The following is a 25,070-nucleotide window of genomic DNA, read 5'->3' as shown; positions in this document are numbered from 1 at the left end:
ATTCAAGATAAACAGATTTGAAATGAGACAATCTTACGATATTCGGGATTCTCATTCAATATGAACAACGATTAATTATCATTATAAATCAGTATATTGTATGTTCACGGCGGCTTCCAGATCCCAAAGTCTCCCTTCTCTCACAACAGTTACAACTCTTCTTATATATCACGACGCGTATCATGTTAAAGGGCCTATTCTATAATCACCATTGCATAAACGGCCTACACGCTTTATGCTTTCCCTTAAGAGCAAAAGGAAGGTATCAATGTCATCTAAACTGACGCGTAACCAAACATTGGTTTTAAACACTTTAAAAAATGCAAAAGGGCCTTTAAGTGCTTATGCGATTCTCAATCACTTACGCGAAGAAGGTTTTCGTGCACCTCTCCAAGTTTATCGTGCGTTAGAAAAACTCGTACAGTTAAAGTGTATTCATCGTCTTGAAAGTGTAAATGCCTTTGTGGTCTGTTTACACCCTGAAAACTGTCAACATGAACTTACAACGTTTATAATTTGCGAAAACTGTGGCACAGTCAACGAAATACAAAATCAAACGATTGTAACGAGTTTAAAACAGATGGTTCAAGCTGTTGACTTCCAAGCACATAAAAGCACCCTAGAAGTACGAGGTCTTTGTAAAAAATGCGCAATAAAATAAGACCGCTAACTTGAAAACAAGATCTCTAACTTGCAAGTTTATATATTTAGCATTATGTACCAGGGATCGCCTTTGTTTGAAAAGCTCTTATCGCTCTTGCATGTATATCACCCTACCCTGTAGTGATAGACTTATTATACTCGTTGGAACATAAATATTGAAAGTATAAATCATGTCCGTATCTGAGACAATTTTTTCAACAAAAAATCTCGATAAAACGAAACAAAAAAAAGTAATCAAAGCCCTTCTTATTGTCTTTGCACTTTTTGTGCTTTGGTTTAGCTACAAATGGGTAACGCAATGGCGTTATATGTTATCTACTGAAGATGCCTATGTGCAAGGAGATATAGCCGCTATTGCGACTAAATTAAATGGATATATTGAAAAAATTGCCATTAAAGCCAACCAAGTTGTAAAAAAGGACGATGTTTTATTTTACTTAGACAATGGTGATTATCAAATAGCCTTGGATCAAACAGAAGCGCATCTTGACACACAGAAAAAAACACTTCTACGCATTGATGCACAAATCACAGCCGCTCATAGTGCTTTAGATGATGCAAAAGCGCAAAAAGCAGCCGCTTCAGCCATAGCAACCAATGCACAACTCACCTTAAAACGTGTAACAGAACTGAAAGCCAATCGTTATGCCCCTCAATCTGATGTTGATGATGCCAAATCAGCTTATGAACAAGCTATCGCAAATGTTAACCGTGCAGATGCACAAATCGCTGCAGCACGCGCCAATATCCAAGTGCTAGAAGCACAACGAAGTGAAACAGAAAGCCAAACAAAGAGTTTAGAGCTCACACGTGAAAAAGCACAACGTGATCTTGATTCAACTATTATACGCGCGCCATTTGATGGAATCATAGGAAATTTAACAGCAAAAACGGGAGATTTTGTTGTAAATGGCCAACGTCTTGCAGCGTTAGTCCCCATACATGCACTTTATATTGAAGCAAACTATAAAGAAACACAGTTGCAAAATATTCATGCGGGACAAAAGGCTTATATTTCTGTTGATGCCTTCAAAAAGGAGGTCTTTACAGGAACAGTGCTTTCTATTTCACCGGCAACAGGTGCTGTTTTTTCTCTTCTTCCTCCACAAAACGCTACCGGTAACTTTACAAAGATTGTCCAACGCATTCCCGTACGTATTTCTATTCCAGAAGAAGTCTTAAAGACCGGACATATCCGAGCAGGAATGAGTGTTTCAGTAGAAGTTGATACACGTACAAAACCACAAGATAAAAGTCTCTTATAATAACAAGCAAATGACCTCATTATTATGACATCTTCAATACCAAAGCCCATACAGTCTCAAGAGCGTATAGAAATCCGTAGCATTGTGATTTTTATAGTTATGGCCTTTGGCATGTTCATGGCCATTTTGGATATACAAATCGTTGCCTCCTCTTTAGCCGAAGTTCAAGCTGGTCTTTCTGCGAGCTCTGAAGAAATTTCATGGGTTCAAACCTCCTATCTCATCGCTGAAGTCATCATGTTGCCCCTTTCTGGATTCTTAGGACGATTGCTTTCAACACGTGTTTTCTTCACCATATCAGCGATCGGGTTTACGATTACTTCTGTTCTTTGTGCAACAGCAACATCTATTGGAGAGATGATTATCTACCGTGCATTGCAAGGTTTTATTGGTGGAGGAATTATCCCAAGTGTTTTTGTCGCCTCTTATGTTCTTTTTCCTCCTTCCAAACGCCCAATTGTTACCCCTATTGTTGGACTAGTCGCAACATTAGCCCCCACTATTGGTCCAACGGTCGGAGGTTATCTCTGTCATATCTTATCATGGCACTGGCTTTTTCTCATTAATGTGCCTTTTGGGATTATTATTTCAATTCTCGCTTGGAAATTGATTGATTTTGATAAAGCAGATCCATCTCTCATGGCTAAATTTGACTGGTTGGGGCTCATTTCTATGGCTGTTTTTCTAGGAACTTTAGAGTATGTACTAGAAGAAGGCGCACGTCATGATTGGCTGAATGATGAGCTGGTTCGGAATTTATTTATTATCATGATTCTTGCTGCAACCTTATTCTTCTGGCGCGCTTTTACAGCAAAAGAACCCATTGTAGATCTCTCTACTTTTTCTAATTTTAATTTTTCAGCTGCATCCATTTTTTCCTTTTCTTTGGGAATAGGTCTTTATGGACTCACGTACCTTTATCCTGTCTATTTAAGCCAAATCCGCCATTATGATGCCCTGATGATTGGAGAAACATTGTTTCTTTCAGGATTCGTCATGTTATTAACTGCTCCCCTTGCAGGATTCCTTTCAGCACGAATAGATGCACGTTTAATGATGGCAATAGGACTTTTTGGTTTTGCAATAGGCACTTGGATGGCTAGCGCTATCACAGATAAGTGGGATTTTTGGCAGCTTTTTTGGCCGCAAGTTTTCCGTGGTGCTTCTGTAATGTTATGTATGGTTCCTATCAATAATATTGCCTTGGGAACACTTCCACCAGAACGAATGCAAAATGCTTCTGGACTCTTTAATCTCACACGGAATCTAGGTGGTGCTGTAGGGCTTGCCATTATCAGCACTCTCATGACAAAACGCACAGACTTTCATTATGAACGAATAGCCGAAACACTTAACCACGCAAACAGACAAGCAACTGAAATGCTTTCAAAGCTTATTTTATTATTCAAAACAGAAACCTTTGATTCCTACACTCTTGCTCTTTCTCAATTGTTTAATATAGTACGCATACAAGCAATGATTATGGCTTTTAGTGATATTTTCTTTATCATAACCATTATCTTTGGTGTTTTGACATTTATGACCATGTTTCTCAAAAAAATACCATCCCTCATGGATTCACCACCAAGACACTAAGATTCATTAAAATTGAAGAATATTTTTGATCTTTATCACTTTCCTCGATTTTTTCACTTTATCTCTTCTCAAGAGACAATATAAACTAACATGTGATTCTAAATGATTCTTCTGATAAAAATTCTTTTCAATGCGAGCTCTTTACGCACTTTTAAAATAACGTCTCGCATATAAAAATTGTTTTAGATGATAATAAACAAAGAGCTTACCTAACATGCTCCACACTATAAAGATAAAGCAGCTATTTCTATCAGATTTTTGATTTATCACCATAGGGCACAAAAGATTAAAAGAATATGTGTGCTTATCATTAAATCTCTACTCTATCCGTCAATCCCGCTTTACGCTACTCCCCTCACAAAAACGATCCTGTACGATTCTTTATGCTTCACTCTTGTGATGCTTACGAGAATATTCACATCACCCTTCCCTTTTCCTTTCTCCCCCATGGGAGCCCTCCTTTTTGAGGTCATTTATAAAAGAGATTCTTGTGATTTTTTCTCATGTATCCATTTTCCTTACAATGTACAGGATAACGTTTTGTTGTTTCTGAATGCAAAAAATTGAAATGAGAAAATCATCCTCTACTCGACACTCTCATGCCAATTGCAAAACAAGTTGTCTTGATAGCAAAAAAGTAATGGAGAGTTTTTTCAAAAAAGCAGCTTTTAAACATGTAATTTTATTTTTTACGCCCTTTTAAAGAAGCTAATACTTACAGTTTTGATTCTACTGCCGCGTATTTTTCTTTCTTAAAGCCTCTTCTCTTTCGATATGCACTAAAATTGTATAAAATTTCTTAAAATATCTCTCTTTTTGAATAAAATTGATCAATGAATGATCCCCTTCTATGCCCTAATCTTACCATGGTGGCTCCACAACTGTTAATGACAGAAATTCCCTCACATCTTCAATAGTAAACGTCTAGACACTTGTTTAACCTCTCAAAAACGCACATTCGTCGCTATTGAATCCACCTCCAAATACTTTAGAAAGGCTTCTAAGATTCTCTTCCCGATAGGCAAATAATCATTTCTGATGTGAAAAATTCAGTGGTATAAACGAAAAGCTATCGTAGTCATGACATTGATTTATAATCATAATTTATGATGTTGTCTATTATAATGAGCAATCTGAATATTGTGAGAGTTTCCTATTTAAAACCTGTTCATGATGAATCAATCAAAACTATTCCCTTGCGCACAAAAAGCAGAGAGATAAAAACGGTTTAAAAAAGAGTAAAATACCGAATCGTTTCTATGCAAGATCTACCAACGATATTGAGAACTAAAAAATTGTATGATGATACCGGCTTTAAAAGAATACAAAACCACTCAAAAATATGTTTCCTTTAATCCTGTAAAATATGACGCTATTTCAAAAAAAATGCGCTTTTAATATATTTCTAGTCACTTAACTGAAATTATTAAAAATAAGAAACCTGTCACATAAAGAAAAGGCTTTATAACACAATCGTAATGCAACGACCCCCAAAATTTGTACCGCATCAACATTTTGACACTAATCAAAACAGTATAACCCACCTCAATGCCAGCACTGTTGCAAACGCAATAAATACAATCTTCAAGCCACTTTATGATGCTGAAAACGACTTGTAACGGCTCGTTCTCCACTAGGAGCCAAAGTGCCATAACACCCAGCAAGATAGTTTGGTATCAGTTCCAACGCTTGAAACCGATGTTTTTCGTAAGGACCAGGCATTGCCAAATTTTCTGTTAAGCGATTTGAAAAGCCAAAACGTTGATAAAATTCAAAATCCCCTACCAATAAAATAGCGCCATATCCCAATTTTTTTGCTGTTTCAATTGCATGGCGGACTAAAATTGATCCTATTCCCATACCAGCACATTCAGCGGCAACAGCCAAAGGTCCCAAGAGTAAAGCATGTTGTGTTTCATTTTTTTCTTTAAAAAAAGAAACATGCCAAAGACGTACACTTCCCACAAGCTCTCCCAGAGCATTTTTAACCACAAAAGAAAGCCCTTGAGCAGCTAGCCGACCACGCCGTAAAGTCTCTGATGATTTACGTTTACGTCCATACCCCATCGTTGAATCAAGCAAAATTTCTCGATAAGGCTTATCGGCTTCTTGCTCCAATAAAAGTGTAAAACATGCCCCATTTTTTGTTCGAAAATTAATCATGTTCATCTCTATAACCGCCCTCTTATAGCGTAATGACAAGCATCGCAAAAGTCTAATAACCCTATCGTCAAAAAGAAACGTCAGATCACATATGATCGTAAAGGCTCAAAACCATTAAAAGCAACAGATGCATAAGTTGTTGTGTAAGCACCAGTTCCATGAATCAATATCTCATCTCCTATCGTTAGAGATAGAGGAAGTGGATAAGGTGTTTTTTCGTAAAGCACATCTGCCGAATCGCATGTTGGTCCAGCCAAAATACAAGGCTCCATCACCTTATCATCATGAGGTGTCTCAATGGGATAACGAATAGCCTCATCCATAGTCTCAGCAAGGCCATTAAATTTCCCAATATCAAGATAAACCCATCGTACATTATCATTGTCAGCTTTTTTAGATATCAAAACAACTTCTGTGCGAATAACACCAGCATTGCCAACCATTGCACGCCCTGGCTCAATAATCGTCTCAGGGATACGATTACCAAAATGCTTTTTCAATGAATCAAAAACAGCGGTACCATAAGCTTGCTCTGTAGGAACATCTTTCAAATAACGGGTTGGAAAACCGCCTCCCATATTCACCAATTTCAGTGAAATGCCTTCTTGTTCCAAACGCTTAAATACTGTAGCAGCATCTGATAAAGCACGATCCCACGCACTCAAATCAACCTGCTGCGACCCAACATGAAAAGAAACACCATAAGCTTGCAAACCTAATTGGTGTGCCCGTCTTAGCACATCAACCGCCATAGCAGGGACACAACCGAATTTGCGTGACAATGGCCACTCTGCACCTTTTCCATCGGTAAGAACACGGCAAAAAACACGCACTCCTGGAGCAACACGCGCAATTTTTTCCACTTCTTCAACACAATCAACTGCATAAAGTGAAACACCCAATGCATATGCTCGCGCAATATCACGCTCTTTTTTAATCGTATTTCCAAAAGAAATACGCTCTGGCGTTGCTCCTGCTTTTAAAGCCATTTCAATTTCTGCAACAGAAGCTGCATCAAAAGAAGATCCTAAAGAACTCAGCAAACGCAAGATTTCAGGAGCTGGATTTGCCTTTATTGCGTAAAAAATACGAGACTGTGGTAGAGCTTTTTCAAAATTTAAATAGTTGTCACGAACAACATCAAGGTCAACAATTAAGCATGGACCTTCAGAACGATGTGTTGCAAGAAAATCGCGAATACGTTGTGTTGCCATCTGCAATTCTCCTTGAGGAAAAGCTTCCTCACTCTACGCTTAGACAGCCAAAACTGCCAAAAGCTAAAGGACAAAAAACACACAACAACTATCCCCATTCTGATTACAAAAAATCAGAAATTAGCATTGCATGCAGCGAAAGAACAGCGCGAAGCCGCGTTATTCTATTTTATCTGCCTTTTTGATTGGAGTTGAGAAAACCACTTCCGCACTGAAGGCAATGAGGTGTGCCTCTATAGTTATCCCAGTATTTAAAAACTGGAAGACACCAGAAAGGCCCGCACCGTCGTTGCTTCAAGATGTCCTCATTCTTGCAATTGGCTGTAAGAATGACTGGAGCGGTTAGTTCCAGGTACCGTACCGGTTAATCTCACCATTTGAGAACCAGCGGACACCCACAGGCACGTGCGACTTTGGGCAAGGCATCCTATAAAACGAATCCTTTCTCATTTCAATCATTTTTTTAATTTTAAACATTTTTTAATTCTTAAAGATAAAATGATGCGAAAAAACAACACTCTCCTCCTCTAACAGACAAAACCATCCCTCTGCTTTCATAGGATTCCCCCCTTACACCATCCGTACGACATCAAGCACTATCTTGCTTTAAAAGCCCCTCGTTTCTTTACCCTATTCTATCTCCTAATATCTGCAGCAGAAAATAACACAAAATAAATTACTCAACACATTAATTTATAACGATAATTTATTATTTTGCTCTTAAACAAAAATCCCATCATAAAATTCTCTCATTTCCCTCCCTTAGTAATGAATCAAGAAAAATCATTCTCTTGCGCATCACAAGCAGAAAACAATATATGAATAAAAAACAATTGAAAAAAAGAGTAAAATTCCCCCTTAATATATCCCCTCAAATGCAAGGACTAGTAACATGGAAAACAGGGCGGGGATCGACTAAAGCACCATCATCTTTAAAAAACATGATATCTCCCCACAAAACGCCATTATCTTTCTCATCTACATCTTAAAAACATCCCTGCTTCTACATCTATTTCACAACATCGCTTAAGCAAAATATCATGAAGAATTCCCCGTATAATATAGCTCATATGATATAGATCAACGGCATATCACCATCTTTATGTTTATGAAGTGACATAACTAACGTCCCCGTTTTATCTGCCAACTTCCAATATTGCAGAAACTCCTCCATTGAAATGTTTCATAACACCTTATCTAAAATGATTTTTGTCCACACGTTGCTCCCATTTGCAACGTACAAGTGAATGAGTTTTACGCGATTCGTTCTCATCTAATCTGAAAGCAATAAAGTTCACAATATTGAACTCTTTTATTCAAATTTAACTAAATTATCATTTATAAATCAATGTACTATATGAAATTCTAAAATCATAAGCTCCTATTATCATTCTATTTCTCTTAACTTTGCTGCTGCTCTTTTATCTTCTCTCGTGAATCATATCTTATTCATTCACACACTCTTCTCTTAAAACTATAGATCCCGCTCCTCTGCGCTGTTGGGAAACAGCTTTTTTATTTTAAAATGAACAATATTGGAGAACTCACTCCTATAAAATCAAGAAGAGCAAACGATCTATAATCATTATTTGTAAATCAACAAATTAACGTAAAAAAAAGACCGAACAACATCCGGTCTTATAAAACTTTTCTACCAATATTAAAAACGCTTCTCTCTTAAATTTAAGAGAAAAAAGCTAGAATTTAAATCCCTACACGACGATATCGTTATGTCCCTTGATGAGAATCAATTGCCCGCAACTTCAACAATTGGAATTGCCTATGGCGCTCACGAAAGCGTTCTCTATCAGCTTCACTGCGTGTGTTATAACAAGCGTCACAGGAAACACCTTCTTCATAATGAGGCGATAACTTGCTTTCAGTATTGAGAGGAGAACGACATGCGCGACATAATTCGCGTCCACATTCTTCAAGACCATGTTGAACAGAAACACGCTCATCAAAAACAAAGCACTCACCCCACCATAAACTTTTTTCTTTTGGAATTTTTTCTAAATATTTTAAAATGCCACCTTTTAAATGGTAGACTTGCTCATAACCAAGATCACGAACATAAGCTGTTGATTTTTCACACCGAATACCACCTGTACAAAACATGGCAATTTTCTTTTTCTTTTTTAAATCAGCCTCATGTTTACGCACCCATTCAGGAAATTCGCGAAATGTTTTAATCTGCGGATCAATCGCTCCTTGAAAACTCCCAATCGCATATTCATAGTCATTCCGTGTATCAATCAAAATTGTCTCTTCATCTTGAATAAGAGCATTCCAATCTTCAGGATCGACGTAAGTACCAACAACTTTTAGCGGATCAACACCTTCAACCCCCATTGTCACAATCTCTTTTTTCAACCGCACTTTCATACGATGAAAAGGCATCTTTGATGCCCATGAATATTTAATCTCCGGCGTTTGAAACGCTGGCTCCGCCACAATAAAATCCACCAATGCCTCAATCGCAGCACAAGAACCAGCAACAGTTCCATTAATTCCCTCTTGTGCTAAAAGGAGGGTTCCTTTGATATCCTTTGCTTGACATAAATCCTGCAAAGGTTTTTGTAATTGACGATAATGCTTCAAATCTGCAAAGCAATAAAGTGCAGCAACTTTAAAATTCTTTTCCATGTGTTTTGCCATAACGCGCGTTTCATTCAATTTCAAGATTTATTCATGTACTCTTTAACATATTGTGCTTAATCAAACGATACAAATAATATCATCTCCAAGAAGAAAAAATATCATGTGCCAAAAAAGAGAAAAGCTTTTATTATATCTCCAAGGACAAACTGTTATACCTGTTTTGCTCATTGACAATCTACAAAGTGCTGTACCTTTAACACGCGCTCTTGTCAAAGGTGGATTAAAAACAATTGAGATCACCTTGCGAACACCAAATGCCCTCAAAGCAATTCAGAAAATCACACAAGAAGTCCCTGAAGCAATTGTTGGAGCCGGAACAGTTCTCAACACGATACACTACGAGCAAGCCGAACAAGCAGGCGCAAAGTTTATTGTAAGCCCCGGATTATCCAATGAATTAATCAATTGTGCAAAAAATAGTGAAATTCCCCTTCTTCCCGCTGCAATGACCCCAAGTGAACTCATGCAAGCATTAAACAAAGGCTATTCATATCTTAAATTTTTCCCAGCTGAAGCTGCTGGAGGTATTTCATTCATCGAAGCTTTAGCATCTCCCTTCTCTGATATCCGGTTTTGCCCAACAGGCGGTATTACACAAAAAAGTGCAATACAATGGCTCCAACTACCCAATGTCTTCTGCGTTGGTGGTTCTTGGATAGCACCCCAACCGCTCATCGCAATAAGTGATTGGGATTCGATTACTGCATTAGCGCATACTGCAACACAACTCTCCTCTCTATCGAAAAAAGCGCGCTCTACAACATAAGTAGCGGGAGCATTGTTAGCCCCTTCAACAAGACTAAAACCTTCACACATCCTTGCGCAATCTTTTAACATTGCCATCGAACCACAAATCATCACCCGATCTTCATCAGGGTGAATTTTAGGAAGGCCTGTTGTTTCAAAGCCACTTATTTCAAAAAAATCTCCACTTTCCATAACAGTCGTAATACGGCCCATATGCTCAGAAGGTTCACGAGTCGTCATAGGATAAAATCTCAACTGTTGTGCATACTCTCCAATGAGTGGATCTTGTTGCAAAGAGGAAACAAGATCTTTTGCACAAATTAATCCATTCTTTTCTCGCGTTATTTAAATAAGAACAACTTCTGCAAATTTTTCATAAATGTCAGGATCACGAATAAAGCTTGCAAAAGGAAAAACCCCGTACCGGTTTGAAAGAAGATAAAGCACCAATTTTCCCACTCATTACTCCACAAAAGCGCGCTCTACAACATAAGTAGCAGGGGCATTGTTAGCCCCTTCAACAAGACCAAAACCTTCACACATCCTTGCGCAATCTTTTAACATTGCCATGGAACCACAAATCATCACCCGATCTTCATCAGGATGAATTTTAGGAAGGCCTGTTGTTTCAAAAAAATCTCCACTTTCCATAACAGTCGTAATACGGCCCATATGCTCAGAAGGTTCACGAGTCGTCATAGGATAAAATCTCAACTGTTGTGCATACTCTCCAATGAGTGGATCTTGTTGCAAAGAGGAAACAAGATCTTTTGCATAAATTAACTCATTCTTTTCGCGCGTTGTTTGAATAAGGACAACTTCTGAAAATTTTTCATAAGTGTCAGGATCACGAATAAGGCTTGCAAAAGGAGCAATCCCCGTCCCAGTTGAAAGAAGATAAAGACGTTTTCCAGGAATAAGAGCATCAAGAACCAACGTTCCTGTAGATTTTTTACGCATGAGAACTGTATCACCAATTTTAATTTTTTGGAGATGCTCGGTTAATGGCCCTCCTGGAACTTTTATCGAAAAAAACTCAAGCTGTTCATCCCAAAAAGGACTTGCAATCGAATAAGCACGATAAATTGGCTTTTCTGCATTTGGCAAACCGATCATAACAAATTCACCTGAACGAAAACGAAAACTTTCCGGACGATTCAGGCGAAATTTAAATAATCGATCTGTATAGTGAAAAACCTCTTGGACAGTAAGAGCGAATACATTCGCAGGAATCGGAAAATTTGCAACGCTGCTGATGTTTGACGGAACATTGGTAGCAGACGTATTCATACTCTTCCCCATATCTTTATTGACTATTAAATTTCGAATCCCTGACGTGATATAATCCTTGTATAATCATCTGCCAACAATTTTCTTAAACCAAAAGCCTTAAGATTAACACTTTTATGTCAAAATTAATCGAATGAAAAAAATGTGAATACAAATCATATTCAAAGAGAAACAAAAACATCGAGTGTTAAGCAATCACGGTACTCTTTTCCACTTTAACACATAATGCATAGTATACAGTGTACCGCTACAACACTTTATTCTCTTTGCAAAATTTATAACCGAAAACCTTAAAATTAAGAGAGAAAAAACATCTGTGGATTGAACGATAAACGCACGACTCCACAACAAAGTTTTCGGCATTACATCCATTGTTTTCTTTACTGACCTTTTTACACTGCCCTTTCCATAAATAAATGAGTCGAACACCTTCTATGATCGATAAATTGATTTCACTAAAAACCAATCAAACGATAAAAAGCAAATATCGTATTCCCACTTCATCTTGAAAAGAAATAATGTCCAAATCAACAGCTATTGATGTATCAGAAAGTGTTTATACACTCTTTCCCATTTAACAAAAGTAACTTTAAATGCATAAGATGACATCCAAAATTACACAGATGAGTGATCTTCCCCTTTATGGTAAAAACTTGTAATGCATTGATTTAACGTGGTTAATTTAATCATTTTACCTTCTCTAAATAAGCAGCCAATGCAATATTTAATCAAAACAATCATACCAGCAACAATAGTCTAACATTGCACTCTTCAAAATGATACAATACAATAAACTATGCTTTCTTTTTTAAGAAGCCTCAATTAAAAATAAATAAAAAAAATAAAAATCTATGCTTCACAAATTATCAGAAAACACCATGTTGATAACAACACAAATAAAACTAAAGTATCTCTTATATCCAGAGTAGCATTTTACATAAAAAACGACTTTAATGGCAGTATAGGCTTCTTATGATTTTGACCGTAGCAAACAGTATCTTTCATCTCTCATAAGCAACCTCTATAAAATAACCAAAGAAAACTGCGTATTTCACGAATACAGATAAGATTTTAAAATGAAAAATTCCGTTAATGATGAAATAAATACATCACTCTATGCAGCTGTCGCAACCATTGATGTCAGTGCCATTGTTGCCAATTATATCACTTTAGCCAAACGTGTAGCCCCAACAGAATGTTCAGCAGTTGTAAAAGCAAATGCTTATGGATTAGGCATTCACAAAATTGCTCCTGCCCTTTATCAAGCTGGTTGTCGCACTTTTTTTGTCGCACAAATCAGAGAAGCACTCCAATTAAAAAGCATTTTACCATCAAATGTCATGATTGCCATTCTGAATGGACTTCCACACTTAGCAGAAGAGTTTGTCGCACAGTCTGGTATTGTTCCGGTTTTGAACTCTTGGAATGCCATTGAAAATTGGCAAAAAATTTGTCAAAAAAAAGATAAAAAATTTCCAGCAATTGTTCAAATCGATACCCATATGAACCGATTAGGACTTGATCAAAAAGAATTACAAAAGCTCATCAAACACCCTACAATTTTCGAAAAAGCAGACATAAAATATATTCTCAGTCATCTTGCTAACGGAGAAGATGATACCCACCCATCAAATTATGCCCAATTAACTTCTTTCAAAACTGCCCTTGCGCAACTACCAACCTGTAGAGCTTCCTTTGCCAATTCTGGAGGTATCTTTCTAGGATCAGATTTTTATTTTGATCTTGTTCGTCCAGGCATTGCACTTTACGGAGTTGATCCGCGGGGAAAACACCCATCACCTTTGAAACCTGTTTTAAAACTTGAAGCCCAAGTCATTCAAAACCGTGTTGTTGATGTAGATACACCTGTTGGTTATGCAGAAAGCTTTATAACCAACAGACCAAGCACTCTTGCAACCATTTCTATAGGCTACGCAGACGGCTGGCTCCGTGCTCTTTCGAATAAAGGAACTGTTTATTTCAACGGGCACAAACTTCCCATGGTTGGGCGGGTTTCTATGGATTCCATTATTGTAGATACGACCGATCTTGAACAAAAACCTCAAACTGGTGACTGGGTAGAACTCATTGGTCCCCATCAAACACTTGAAAAAGTATCTATAGATGCCGATACCCTTCCCAATGAAATTCTAACATCTCTTGGACCACGCTATAAATACATTTACACATAAAAACTCTTTAGCCATAAAGAAATAAATTGATAAAAATCATCATTTTAGAAAATTGAGGGGCTTTTACAAAAGATTTTACAACAATCAACCACACAGAATGGTCACAGACACCGTACATTCACAGAAATCTCAAAACAGACAAGTTGATGGACTATTTTATGGAAGTAGCTTTCATCTAAAATACAAAAACTTAACCTTTCCCCATAAATTGACAAAAAAGAATCTACTACAAATTTTTTAAAATTAATTTCCCAATTAAAATCATTCGCTTGCATACCACAAACTGGATTATGTGTAGATAAAAATGATTTAAGAAAAGAATAATGCCTCTTATGAACCATAGTGCCAAGAGCTATAACATTAGGCGCTGGCAAAATGTATGATAGTGCCGGCTTACTCCGTTATGAAGCGTAAAGATTGGGGGATCAATAGATTTACCCTTACACCATTCACAAGCGCCGTCGCGAAATGGGATTAGGAGCGAAATGTGTCTTTAAAACAAACATCTGAATTAACAACCCAAGTATATTCTTTTTGGAGCGTTCTGTTTCACATGAGGATCGTGCCCCCACTAAAGAACACAATAAATAAAAGCATGGAGCAATGTGCAATCCCTATTATTAAAAAACATTGCTTTAAATGCTTTTGAAAGCCGCAAAGCTGAATTAAAAGGAGATGATAAACTGAGGATTGATTTTTATCTTTACGGCTTTACATTTTTCCAAAATTAGATTGTCTTCCAGTTTAAAAGGTTACGTCAACAAAAATACGCAATTCCCTCGCCCTCATCTGACAAACAAAAGCAGAAACTACTCATAAAGCTCTTTTTTCTCAATCTCTGGCTCAAAAAATTTCGCTGCGTTAAGTTTGGATGTTGATTTACAGGAAACAGCTAAAGCACACGAGCTCTTAGGAAAACAGCGCCGTAAAGTCACAAACTGACTTGCAATGAAGTGGAAAGATGTGCCGGCTTTTTATAAGACACCTTGTAAAAAATACCCATAATACATTTGGCTTTGCGTTTGCTCATTCTAACAGATGTTCTTATATATTTTTGCGTCATATTTATAAAAAGCAGATTAAAGAGAAATATTTAGACAATTTTTGACTCGAAAAGATGCAACAACAGAATTTCGCGTGTCTTTATCATCAAAAACACTAAAATTGATTTTATTCTTTCTACAACCAGTCGTCGTCACCTTAGTGAGAAGTAGTATGTCACAACACATGCAACAGACGTGACCTATCCTCATAGGTTTCGCTCTCGTTTACATGATTAGCTGGCTAGACCGATGGCCTAGTCACTAAAACCATGTCATACGGTAGAAGGCAAAGGAGAGCATGCCTATTGCCGACAAAACACAGCTTTTTTGTCGACTTTTTCGATTTTTCTCATGTTATAAAAAAACAATGCAAAGTTCTAGAAAATAGACAAATAACACCATAGCAACATGATCAATAAACATAAAACCCACACAAAATGTGTGGGCTTTTTTCGTTCATGCAAATAAACAAATTAAATATATATTTTTTATTTAATAGGTGTTTCCCAATGGCGGGCACGAACAAATGAGCATTCTGTCTCCCGCGACATTATCAATACGCGATACAGGAGGCCAATATTTATTGGCTGGATCAAGAGAACTGTTGGGAAAAGCAGCTTCTTGTCGCGAATAGGGTCGCACCCAAGCATCATCTAAAGTATCCGCCACTGTATGAGGGGCATTCACCAATGGATTATTGTCTTTTGGCCAAACCCCATTCCCAACTTTTTTGGCTTCTTCAGCAATAGAGAGTAAAGCATCACAAAAACGATCAATCTCTGCTTTTGGTTCTGATTCCGTTGGCTCAATCATCAAAGTTCCCGGAACAGGAAACGACATCGTGGGCGCATGGAATCCATAATCAATGAGACGTTTTGCAATATCATCAACACTCACCCCATACTGCTCTTTCAACACGCGTGTATCCACAATACATTCATGCGCAACACGCCCATGCTTGCCCCGATAAAGAATGGAATAAACTGGTGAAAGACGTGCAGCAATATAATTGGCATTTAAAATGGCTATTTGTGTTGCATATTTTAAGCCATCAGCCCCCATCATTCGAATATACATCCATGTAATCGCAAGGATAGACGCACTTCCATAAGGAGTAGCCGAAACCGCATGTGTTGTCCCATCCTGTTCATGACCTGGTAAAAATGGTTTGAGATGCTTTGCAACACCAATTGGTCCCATACCAGGACCACCCCCCCCGTGGGGAATGGCAAATGTTTTATGAAGATTCATATGACAAACATCAGCGCCAATATCCGCAGGACGAGCAAGACCCACAAGGGCATTGAGATTAGCACCATCAAAATAAACTTGTCCGCCATTTTCATGAATAATAGAACAAATTTCCTTAATGCTTTCCTCGTAAACACCATGGGTTGAAGGATAAGTAATCATAAGAGCAGCCAATTTATCTTTATGCAATTGCGCTTTCATCTTGAGATCGTCTACATCAACATCACCATCGCTTAAACATTTTACCACAACGACTTCCATCCCTGCCATATGGGCCGAGGCTGGATTGGTACCATGCGCAGATGCAGGAATAAGACAAACTGTACGTTGATGCTCTCCCCGTGATTGGTAATATCGTCGGATAGCCAAAAGCCCAGCATATTCCCCTTGAGCACCAGAATTTGGCTGAAAAGAAACTTGCGCAAATCCTGTAATTTCACACAACCACGCATTTAACTGGTTGATCATCTCCAAATATCCCGCTGCATCCTCTTGTGAAACAAAGGGGTGTATATTGGCCATACTAGCCCAACTTACAGGCATTAATTCAGCCGCGGCATTAAGCTTCATTGTACAAGAACCAAGAGGGATCATAGCGCGATCCAGCGCCAAATCCTTATCCGCTAAACGACGCAAAAAGCGCATCATATCTGTCTCTGAATGAACCGCATGAAAAAAAGGCTGAGAAAGAAAAGCAGCATCCCGTTTTTTTCCAAAGAGTCGTGGAGAAACCTTATCAACGAGTTGTGCCCCAAAAAGCTGCGCTAAAGCACCAGCATCTTCTTCTGTCGATAATTCATCAAAATTGATTGCAATAGTGTCATCATCGAGAACACGAATAAGGCGCCCACCTATTTTGGCTTGATGCGCAATTTCTCGTGCTTTTCCCTTAACAGAAATACTCACACAATCAAAAAAGCTTTTCCCTTCAACATGAACCCCTGCGGCTTCTAAACCAGCAACAAAACGACATGTTAAATGATGAATTCGCTGCGCAATTTCTTGTAAGCCTTTTGGCCCATGCCAAACAGCATAAGCGGTTGCCATATTAGCCAACAAAGCCTGCGCTGTACAAATATTTGACGTCGCTTTATCGCGCCGAATATGTTGTTCACGTGTTTGCAAAGCCAAACGAAAACCAACGCGTCCTTTGGTATCCACGGATTGACCAACAATACGCCCTGGAATAAGACGCGTTAACGCATCACTCACAGCAAGGTAACCAGCATGTGGACCACCAAATCCCATCGGAACGCCATAACGCTGCATAGAGCCAACAACGATATCTGCCCCCCATTGAGCAGGTGGCTCCTGAAGGGTAAGCGCTAAAGGATCAGCTACAACGATAACTAAAGCTCCCTTTTCCTTTGCCTCTTTTATGATCTCACTGTAATCATGAAAAGAACCTTTTGTATCTGGCCAAGATAAAACAATTGCCGCTGTATCGGAATCAATTTCGCCATTTTGGCTAATCTGAATCCCTTGTGTTTCAGCACGCGTTTGCGCAACACTCAAAGTTTGAGGATGTAAAAGACTCTGAAGAGAAATTTTTGTTTTTTTCTCACGGAAAGAGCGAAAAGCAAGGGCATTGGCTTCAGCTAAAGCAGTTGCTTCATCAAGAAGGGAAGCAGCAGAAACAGGCAAACCTGTTAGTTCACTAACCAATGTCTGAAAATAAAACAAAAGCTCTAAACGACCCTGGCTAATTTCTGCTTGATAAGGCGTATAAGCAGTATACCAAGCAGGATTTTCAAACAGATTTCGTAAAATAACCGGAGGCACATAAGTTCCATGATATCCTTGCCCAATAAAACTTTTATGCACATGGTTACGCTCCATCATCTTGGAGAGTTCTTCTAAGGCTTGTCCTTCACTAGCGGCCTCTGGAAGATTCAATAAACGTCCCAAATGGATAGAGTGTGGAACAGCTTGAGAAATGAGTGTCTCAACACTATCAAGCTCTAAAACATCAAGCATTTTTTGTGTTTCATCAGGACGAAGCCCAATATGTCGAGAAGAAAAAGAACGCTCGATCATGGTACTCATCCAATCAAAGCCTTATAAGCATCTTCATCTAACAACTCGTCCAGTTGAGTTTCATCTTGCAATGTCATCTTCCATAACCAGCCTTCTGTTTCGGCTTTTTGATTTACCAATTCAGGATTATCCGCCAATGTTTCATTTCTTTCGACCACTTCACCATCAAGAGGAGCATAAACATCTGAAGCCGCCTTCACTGATTCCACAACAGCCGCCGCCTCTCCTTTGGAAAGTTTTGTTCCACTTTGTGGTAAATCAACAAAAACCAAATCCCCTAATTGCTCTTGCGCATAATGCGTAACCCCAACAGTCACTACTTGTCCTTCAACTCTAAGCCATTCATGGTCTTGTGTAAAATAAGTTTTAGACATAAAAAATCATCCTTTAAAATAACGTTGTTCAACAAAGGGAAGAGAATGAACTGATAGTGCAATCTTTTTGCCTCGCAGTTCTGTAAAGACTTGTGTTCCTTCAACTTTAAAATCAACAGGAACGTAACCCATCGCGACAGGCCCCTCAAAAGAAGGACCAAAACCACCTGATGTTACAACGCCAATCTCATTACCTTGATCATCAAGAAGCACCGCACCGGCACGAATAGGTTGTCGCGTTTGCGGTTTTAATCCAACACGACAACGAGCAGGTCCTTTTTGCAGTGCTTCAAGAAAAGCCTTTGCACCATAAAATTGTGCTTTTTCTCGAACACTTTTAGGAACAGCCCATGTTAGAGCCGCATCAATAGGTGTCGTATCAGGGGTAATATCATTTCCATGCAAACACAGCCCCGCTTCCAACCGCAAGCTATCGCGTGCTGCAAGTCCAATCCACTCAACACGAGAATCACTCAGCAATTTTTCAGCCAACATATGCGCATGCCCTATAGGCAAAGCAATTTCAAAACCATCCTCTCCCGTATAACCAGAACGCGTTATAAACCAATCCTGTTGTGGTTCGAATCCTTGCATAAAGAACAATTCATTCCCTGGCAAATCCGCATCAGCAAGAACAGCTGCCGCTTCAGGACCTTGAAGCGCAAGCAATACCCTTTCAAGGGCAATCACTTGACATTCAAAATCAACCGCACGCTTTTCCAATTCTACAAAATCAGCCTGTGCATTCCCAGCATTGGCGACCAACATAAAACGGCCCTCTTCCAAACGGGTAATGATAAGATCATCAAGAATACCAGCCTGCTCATTAAGCAAATAATTATACCGTGAGTGTCCAATCTTTAAAGCTGCTGCATCAATGGGAAAAGCATAGGACAAAAATTCCACGGCTTGTGCCCCTTCAACCGCAATCAATTTCATATGAGAAATATCAAAAAGTCCTGCATGTGCACGCGTATGAAGATGCTCTTTTAAAACGCCAAGAGGATAAGTTAAAGGCATGTTCCAGCCCGCAAAAGCACCAAATTTTGCTCCTGCTTTTTCATGCAAATCATATAAAGGAAGTGTTTTTAAAAAAGATGTTTCTTGTGCTGTGCCCATAATAACTCCAAAGCTGCGCTAACGCCCACAGAATATGGTCGTCTCTGCCCCCTCTGTCATCAACCTGAGAGACTCGCGAAAAAATTTTCCGCTTACACCTTCGGCGCGGGTTCTCCCGACTTTCCAGATCTGCCTTCTTCCTTTTACGGTCCTTAAAGCCTGAGAGATTATGGGCTATTTCCCCTTCGGCGGCAATGCGAAAATTTGCAATCTGCACTCTCCCGCAAAAGAATGAAAGAAACGATAACGCTCTTTCCAGCATATTTAAACCTATAGCCTATCTTTATCACACTGTCATTAGTAAAGTGATGAAAATACTCTCATTTTAAAACTTGCATAAGCTGCTTCAAAAGATTTATAATATTATCCTTTTGAACCTTACAAAAATTGCAAGGAACACATTTTAGGAAATTTAAGACAAAAATCAAAAGCTATAAACAAAAATACCTCTTGAAAATCATGCAAAACGTCACACACTAAAAAGATCGCAAGCAATATTCTTTCGCGCACAGTTCAACCTTAAAGATAGGGTTTCATATTCTTTTTGAGAATAAGGACTTCAAATATTTTATAAGTATGATTTTAATGCACAAGAAGTAGGTTTTCTGCTTTCTCAATAGTGTCATAAATAGCGACTATTTACATACTAAAACTACCGAACAAAGGTGACAAAATACTCATGAAAGCTGGTAATATCTCTTACAATTGCGAAAATGATCTTCCAAAGCAAATTGCTCTTTTTCCTTTAGAAGGTGCACTCTTACTACCCGGTGGTTTTTTATCACTTAACATTTTTGAACCAGAATCACTTGAAATGATTGAAAATGTTATGGTAACTGATCGTCTATTGGGCATTATTCAACCACTTTCATCGGATACAGATCGCTTCTCTACACAACTTTATAAAACAGGCTGTATAGGGCGCATTACAAACTACAGTGAAACAGGAAATGGACAACTGTTCATTATCTTACAAGGTGTTTGCCGCTTCACTTTAGAACAAGAATTGAAAAACACAAAATCCTATCGAACAGCTCTCATCCAATCAAACATAAAAGACTTGCAAGAATTTGATATTGAAGAAAGCATTAACCGAGAGAACTTACTCGACGTTGTAGAAAAATATCTAACCATCCATGAAATGGAATATAATTGGAGCAGCATCATAGAAGCCCCTACACCTATATTGGTTAATGCTTTTTCTGCCCTTATCCCCTTTACACCAGCAGAAAAACAAGCTCTCCTTGAAGCTCCAGATATCGAAAGCCGTGCCCAAACTCTTCTTGCATTAACAGAACGCTCGCTCATGAAACAAACAGGAACAGATTACCGCTTAAACTAATGAATATCCAAACATGAAAAAAATGACCACAGATCCCAAAATGCTCGAATTGCTCGTCTGCCCAATGACGAAAGGCACGCTCTCTTTCAACCGAAAAACACAAGAGCTCATTTCTCTCAAAGCCAAACTTGCCTACCCTATTCGTGATGGCGTTCCCATTATGCTTGCCTCAGAAGCGCGCCCTTTACAAAACAATGAAGAAATAACGCATAAAAAATAAAAAATCCTCATGCAATTTCCCTCTACAAGCCCACTGTTATCAAGCCTCTATCAATATGATATCTCAAGTATTGACGAATTCTGAAAAAAAGCGTTTTACAATAAAGATATTTATATCGCTTTACACCTTGTAACAAAAGCCAAAAATATCACCAGATTCTCTCATTCCAGCCTGTTCATACTAAAGCAATCAAAACCATTCGCTTGCACAACACAAGCATCTGAATAAAAATAATTAAAAAGGGAATAAAAATGGCTCTTATGAACCTTTTAAATACAAAGGCCATAATAACATTTTGAATCAACCCAAGTGAATGAAGTTTATTATATTAAACATAAAGATTGTTATATTTCATGGACTTTAATTTATACTATTTACGAGCAACATGTTTGAGATACCTCAATTTAAGATGAATAAAAACGATAAGCTGTATCATCTTCTGTATACCATATAGAAGACAAGAATATTTATCTGTTTGCATAATCTTTGAAACGAAGACGCAACCTAATTTGGGAGAGAAAACATAAAATCGTAAAGGAGAAAATCACCCCATTACCTTGCCATCACCCTTTAATTCCGCTTTACAATTTTTAAAAGTATCTAAAGTATCTCAAGCAATATTTTTATGTATAATACACGCATTAATTACGTGAAAACTTGAAAAAATAAACAAGAAACACTGTTGTAATTTCAATTGACGATTGAAAGTAATTGCCTTATGAAGGAGGCTTGTGTTTTTGGTTGTATACGCAACAATCAAATAGGGTCTGGAAGCCCGAAAAACTCAAACTAGAAATAAAACCGCTTTTGCGGATATCCCGGAATTTCCGGGGGCTCTTGTTATGTCCAAGTGCTTTCAGCACTAAAAGCAAGAGGCTGTTTTGAGTCAGCACTTCCAGACCCCGGAATACTAATGCGAGGGCGCTCGCAACCGGTGGGGACATCAAGTGAAAGCTAAAAATCTACATTTTTACGATATTTCTTTAGGCAAAAAAATTCGCTTCAGAAGAAACGTCATGGGGGTTTTCTCAAAAACAATTAGGAAGTCATTTAGGCGTAACATTTCAACAAATCCAAAAATATGAAAAAGGCTTAAATCGCGTAAGTGCAAGACGTTTACAGGAAATTGCTCATATATTAGATGTTCCCGTTTCCTTCTTTTATGCTGATGGCGCAAAAAAAGAAGAGAACCTCTATCATTGTGATGACAGAATAGCAAGCAAAGCAGAATATTTACTTTTAAAAAATTTCAGAATACTGACCCGCAAAAAACAAAGAGCAATTTTGCAGTTGATTTCTGATGAAAAAAATAACCCCTTATTTTCATAAATTCACCGCAAGGATAATCAAAGTCCTTAATAATCTTGACAAGAATTTTGCCTATCTCCCCACACCTCATGAGAATGAAAATGCTTAATCTAATCTGATTTGTAAATAATCTGAATTCTAACGAGTTTAACTTAGAAATAGCACTTTGATTTATAATCATATATCTAACGTTATTGATATTGAATAAGTGTTCCGAATATCGTAAAATTCTTTCATTTCAAACGTGTTCTATATTGAATCAATCAAAATCTCTTGTTTGCACATTACAAGCAAAGTTGGCGTGTGAGTAAAAATGTACAAAAAGGCTTACCTCTTATTGAAAAGTCTCATATACCAAGAGCTGTAACGACATTGGGTGCTGGAAAAATGGATGATGGTGCTAACTTGCTCTTTTATTAAACATAAATATGGGAGTGTTCAACGGCTGGCTTTCCACTCATATAAGTCACTTAAAAAAGGCTTGCCAAACAAGCCTAAGAATATTCCCACACACTAAAAAACACTTAAATATATCGAGAAAGCTTAAAGATCTTATACCATCATACTCCAAATAATGATATTTTATATCATAATATTATTAAAGTAAAAATAAGAAATATAAAGTAAAAAATAGACACGAAAAATATATGTATAAATTTCATAAGAATTTATATATATGAATACTTAAGTTTATTCTGTTGTGCTATGAATTCTATCATTTAAGGTATGAGGATATGAAGCACGCATACCTCCTTGAAACATTCAAATGTTTTTTAGATACCCAATATCTTTTGAAATATTTTTAGGCCTGCTTGTTGAGCCTTTAGTTTAAGTGAAAAATGGGAAGCCGCTAGAATCTAGCTGTTTACAGACTGTAATAGGAAGTTTCGCTTTTAAAGGCATAGGGAGAAAATCAAATAATTCAACAATTAACAAATAAAGTATTAAAAGATTCAACCAACGCGATACGTAATACCATCTTTAAAAAATTCAAAAGTATGAAGGTAAACATTGACAGAAGATAAGGAATTCACTTAATTAAAGTGCTCTCTAAAGAGGTAATAGTTTAGCGTAAAATATTCAATTTTTTCAATTCTGAAAGATTAAAAGAGACGTATCATTTGAAATAAAACAATTTATTGTGCTAACGATAATGATTGGTGTGCACAAAATTGAGTTGTTGAAAATCAAAAATATAATTTAACGATGTTCCTTGACCAACTCACTCTCTCCTGAGTATAGCACGGGGAATAAACGTGGAGAGACATGAGGAGTATAGAAAATGAGTTTTAAAGTTGCAATTGTTGGCGCAACCGGCAATGTTGGTCGTGAAATGCTTACAATTTTAGAAGAGCGTGGTTTTCCTGCGCATGAAATTGTCCCTCTCGCATCACGACGCTCATTAGGACAAGAAGTTTCTTATGGAGATAAAACTTTAAAAGTAAAAGCACTGGATACTTACGATTTTTCAGACACAGATTTTTGTCTTATGTCTGCAGGAGGGAGCATTTCCAAAGAATACGCCCCTAAAATCGCTGCTACCGGCTGTGTCGTCATCGATAATTCCTCCACGTGGCGCTATGATACCAATGTTCCGTTGATAGTCCCTGAAGTCAATGGCGAAGCTATAAATGCCTTTTCTAAGCGTAATATTATAGCAAATCCTAATTGTTCAACAATTCAACTGGTCTTAGCTTTAAAACCTCTCCATGATGCTGCAATCATTAAACGTGTTGTTGTCTCTACATATCAGTCTGTTTCTGGAGCTGGTAAAGAAGGAATGGACGAACTTTTCGAACAATCACGTGCAGTTTTTGTTGCAGATCCAATTACATCAAAAAAATTCACTAAACGCATTGCCTTTAATGTCATTCCTCATATCGATGTTTTCATGGAAGATGGTTATACAAAAGAAGAATGGAAAATGACCGTGGAAACAAAAAAAATTCTCGATCCGAAAATTAAATTAACAGCCACTGCTGTTCGGGTTCCTGTCTTTATCGGTCATGCCGAAGCTGTCCATGTTGAATTTGAAAAACCACTAAGCGCATCTGAAGCACAAGCGCTCCTCCGCGATGCACCAGGCTGTCAGCTTATCGATAAACACGAAGATGGTGGTTATACCACACCTTATGAAGGTACCGGAGAAGATGATACCTTTATTAGCCGTGTTCGTGAAGATATCACCGTTGAAAATGGTTTAGCTTTCTGGGTTGTCGCCGATAATTTAAGAAAAGGAGCGGCATTGAATGCCGTTCAAATTGCTGAATTGCTCATTTCTCGTAATTTGATCAAGCCAAAGTCGATAAATTAATCATCTTCCTGTCCGACAAGACAAGGAACCTTATACAAAGCCGGTCTGTTAAAAAGTCCGGCTTTTTTAACAGCTTCCCTCTAACACCATCTTAAAAGGTTATTATTTCAAAGCACTGGCAAATTCCACCCTGAATATTCTTAGCTCTCTCTGCCTTAAAGAATGAAGCTCTTTCCCTGCACCAATCTGAACACAATCGCACTTTTGAAGGAGCTTGCACTAATATCCACCTTAATGCCGCTTTACGAAACAGCAAGAGCAGCAGCATAAG

The 25,070-nt window shown here is 37.9% G+C and carries 16 protein-coding genes, 1 pseudogene and 1 riboswitch; of the genes and pseudogenes, 9 read left to right on the top strand and 8 right to left on the bottom strand.

From position 1 onward, the window contains the following. Positions 1 to 268 precede the first annotated feature (268 nt). The 3 genes from ACFILZ_RS08180 to ACFILZ_RS08170 all read left to right on the top strand — a co-directional run bounded on the left by ACFILZ_RS08180 (position 269) and on the right by ACFILZ_RS08170 (position 3,524). Positions 269 to 661 (top strand): Fur family transcriptional regulator, encoded by a 393-nt coding sequence (locus ACFILZ_RS08180; protein WP_375607344.1) that lies wholly within the window; start codon positions 269 to 271, stop codon positions 659 to 661. 172 nt (positions 662 to 833) lie between these two features. Further along, entirely contained in the window at positions 834 to 1,928 is a 1,095-nt protein-coding gene (locus tag ACFILZ_RS08175) for an HlyD family secretion protein (protein ID WP_375610824.1), read from the top strand. Between the two features lie 24 nt (positions 1,929 to 1,952). Continuing rightward, positions 1,953 to 3,524: a DHA2 family efflux MFS transporter permease subunit gene (locus ACFILZ_RS08170; RefSeq protein WP_375610823.1), complete on the top strand. Its 1,572-nt coding sequence runs from the start codon at positions 1,953 to 1,955 to the stop codon at positions 3,522 to 3,524. 1,584 nt (positions 3,525 to 5,108) lie between these two features. On the opposite strand, the gene ACFILZ_RS08165 is transcribed toward ACFILZ_RS08170, so the two are convergent. The 3 genes from ACFILZ_RS08165 to ACFILZ_RS08155 all read right to left on the bottom strand — a co-directional run bounded on the left by ACFILZ_RS08165 (position 5,109) and on the right by ACFILZ_RS08155 (position 9,547). Continuing rightward, positions 5,109 to 5,693, bottom strand: a complete 585-nt coding sequence (locus tag ACFILZ_RS08165; RefSeq protein WP_375610822.1) for a GNAT family N-acetyltransferase — start codon at positions 5,691 to 5,693, stop codon at positions 5,109 to 5,111. A gap of 74 nt (positions 5,694 to 5,767) precedes the next feature. Next, positions 5,768 to 6,901, bottom strand: a complete 1,134-nt coding sequence (locus ACFILZ_RS08160) for a type III PLP-dependent enzyme (RefSeq protein WP_375609695.1) — start codon at positions 6,899 to 6,901, stop codon at positions 5,768 to 5,770. A gap of 1,728 nt (positions 6,902 to 8,629) precedes the next feature. Then, on the bottom strand, positions 8,630 to 9,547 hold the full coding sequence (locus tag ACFILZ_RS08155) for a rhodanese-related sulfurtransferase (RefSeq protein ID WP_375607349.1): 918 nt from the start codon (positions 9,545 to 9,547) through the stop codon (positions 8,630 to 8,632). Positions 9,548 to 9,662: 115 nt separating this feature from the next. Between ACFILZ_RS08155 and eda the strand changes: the two genes are divergently transcribed. Beyond that, on the top strand, positions 9,663 to 10,328 hold the full coding sequence (eda, locus tag ACFILZ_RS08150) for a bifunctional 4-hydroxy-2-oxoglutarate aldolase/2-dehydro-3-deoxy-phosphogluconate aldolase (RefSeq protein WP_375610821.1): 666 nt from the start codon (positions 9,663 to 9,665) through the stop codon (positions 10,326 to 10,328). Here eda and ACFILZ_RS08145 read toward each other — a convergent pair. Together ACFILZ_RS08145 and ACFILZ_RS08140 are read right to left on the bottom strand one after the other, a co-directional pair. After that, positions 10,307 to 10,753, bottom strand: a pseudogene (locus ACFILZ_RS08145) (ferredoxin--NADP reductase); the annotation flags it as partial. The gene eda and the pseudogene ACFILZ_RS08145 overlap by 22 nt on opposite strands. Before the next feature lie 18 nt (positions 10,754 to 10,771). Then, positions 10,772 to 11,599 (bottom strand): ferredoxin--NADP reductase, encoded by an 828-nt coding sequence (locus tag ACFILZ_RS08140; RefSeq protein ID WP_375607351.1) that lies wholly within the window; start codon positions 11,597 to 11,599, stop codon positions 10,772 to 10,774. A gap of 1,076 nt (positions 11,600 to 12,675) precedes the next feature. Between ACFILZ_RS08140 and alr the strand changes: the two genes are divergently transcribed. Continuing rightward, entirely contained in the window at positions 12,676 to 13,791 is a 1,116-nt protein-coding gene (gene alr / locus ACFILZ_RS08135; RefSeq protein ID WP_375610820.1) for an alanine racemase, read from the top strand. A gap of 1,535 nt (positions 13,792 to 15,326) precedes the next feature. Here alr and gcvP read toward each other — a convergent pair. From gcvP to gcvT, 3 genes are read right to left on the bottom strand one after another with little or no spacing between them, the layout of a single operon-like run. Next, positions 15,327 to 18,122 carry an aminomethyl-transferring glycine dehydrogenase gene (gene gcvP / locus ACFILZ_RS08130; RefSeq protein WP_375610826.1) on the bottom strand — a complete coding sequence of 932 codons (2,796 nt, stop codon included), beginning with the start codon at positions 18,120 to 18,122 and terminating at the stop codon, positions 15,327 to 15,329. Between the two features lie 5 nt (positions 18,123 to 18,127). Next, entirely contained in the window at positions 18,128 to 18,496 is a 369-nt protein-coding gene (gcvH, locus tag ACFILZ_RS08125; RefSeq protein ID WP_375607353.1) for a glycine cleavage system protein GcvH, read from the bottom strand. Positions 18,497 to 18,502: 6 nt separating this feature from the next. Further along, the gene (gene gcvT, locus ACFILZ_RS08120) at positions 18,503 to 19,615 is read right to left on the bottom strand and encodes a glycine cleavage system aminomethyltransferase GcvT (protein ID WP_375610819.1); all 1,113 of its coding nucleotides are present in this window, start codon (positions 19,613 to 19,615) and stop codon (positions 18,503 to 18,505) included. A gap of 136 nt (positions 19,616 to 19,751) precedes the next feature. Next, positions 19,752 to 19,849, bottom strand: a riboswitch (glycine riboswitch). A gap of 445 nt (positions 19,850 to 20,294) precedes the next feature. On the opposite strand from gcvT, the gene ACFILZ_RS08115 reads away from it, so the two are divergent. From ACFILZ_RS08115 to ACFILZ_RS08100, 4 genes are all read left to right on the top strand, one after another. After that, positions 20,295 to 20,957, top strand: a complete 663-nt coding sequence (locus ACFILZ_RS08115) for an LON peptidase substrate-binding domain-containing protein (RefSeq protein ID WP_375610818.1) — start codon at positions 20,295 to 20,297, stop codon at positions 20,955 to 20,957. 13 nt (positions 20,958 to 20,970) lie between these two features. Continuing rightward, on the top strand, positions 20,971 to 21,177 hold the full coding sequence (locus ACFILZ_RS08110; protein WP_273791466.1) for a Trm112 family protein: 207 nt from the start codon (positions 20,971 to 20,973) through the stop codon (positions 21,175 to 21,177). A 1,071-nt stretch (positions 21,178 to 22,248) separates the two neighbouring features. Beyond that, positions 22,249 to 22,506 (top strand): XRE family transcriptional regulator, encoded by a 258-nt coding sequence (locus ACFILZ_RS08105; RefSeq protein ID WP_375610825.1) that lies wholly within the window; start codon positions 22,249 to 22,251, stop codon positions 22,504 to 22,506. 1,261 nt (positions 22,507 to 23,767) lie between these two features. After that, a complete protein-coding gene (locus tag ACFILZ_RS08100) occupies positions 23,768 to 24,799 on the top strand; it encodes an aspartate-semialdehyde dehydrogenase (RefSeq protein WP_375610817.1) in 1,032 nt (343 codons plus the stop codon). Positions 24,800 to 25,070: the final 271 nt, after the last annotated feature.

Origin of the sequence: Bartonella sp. AP40SXNS (assembly GCF_042195825.1) — a bacterium.
Lineage (GTDB): Bacteria > Pseudomonadota > Alphaproteobacteria > Rhizobiales > Rhizobiaceae > Bartonella.
Note: the sequence above shows the minus strand (reverse complement) of the source record. Positions and strands in the feature narration are given on the sequence as shown.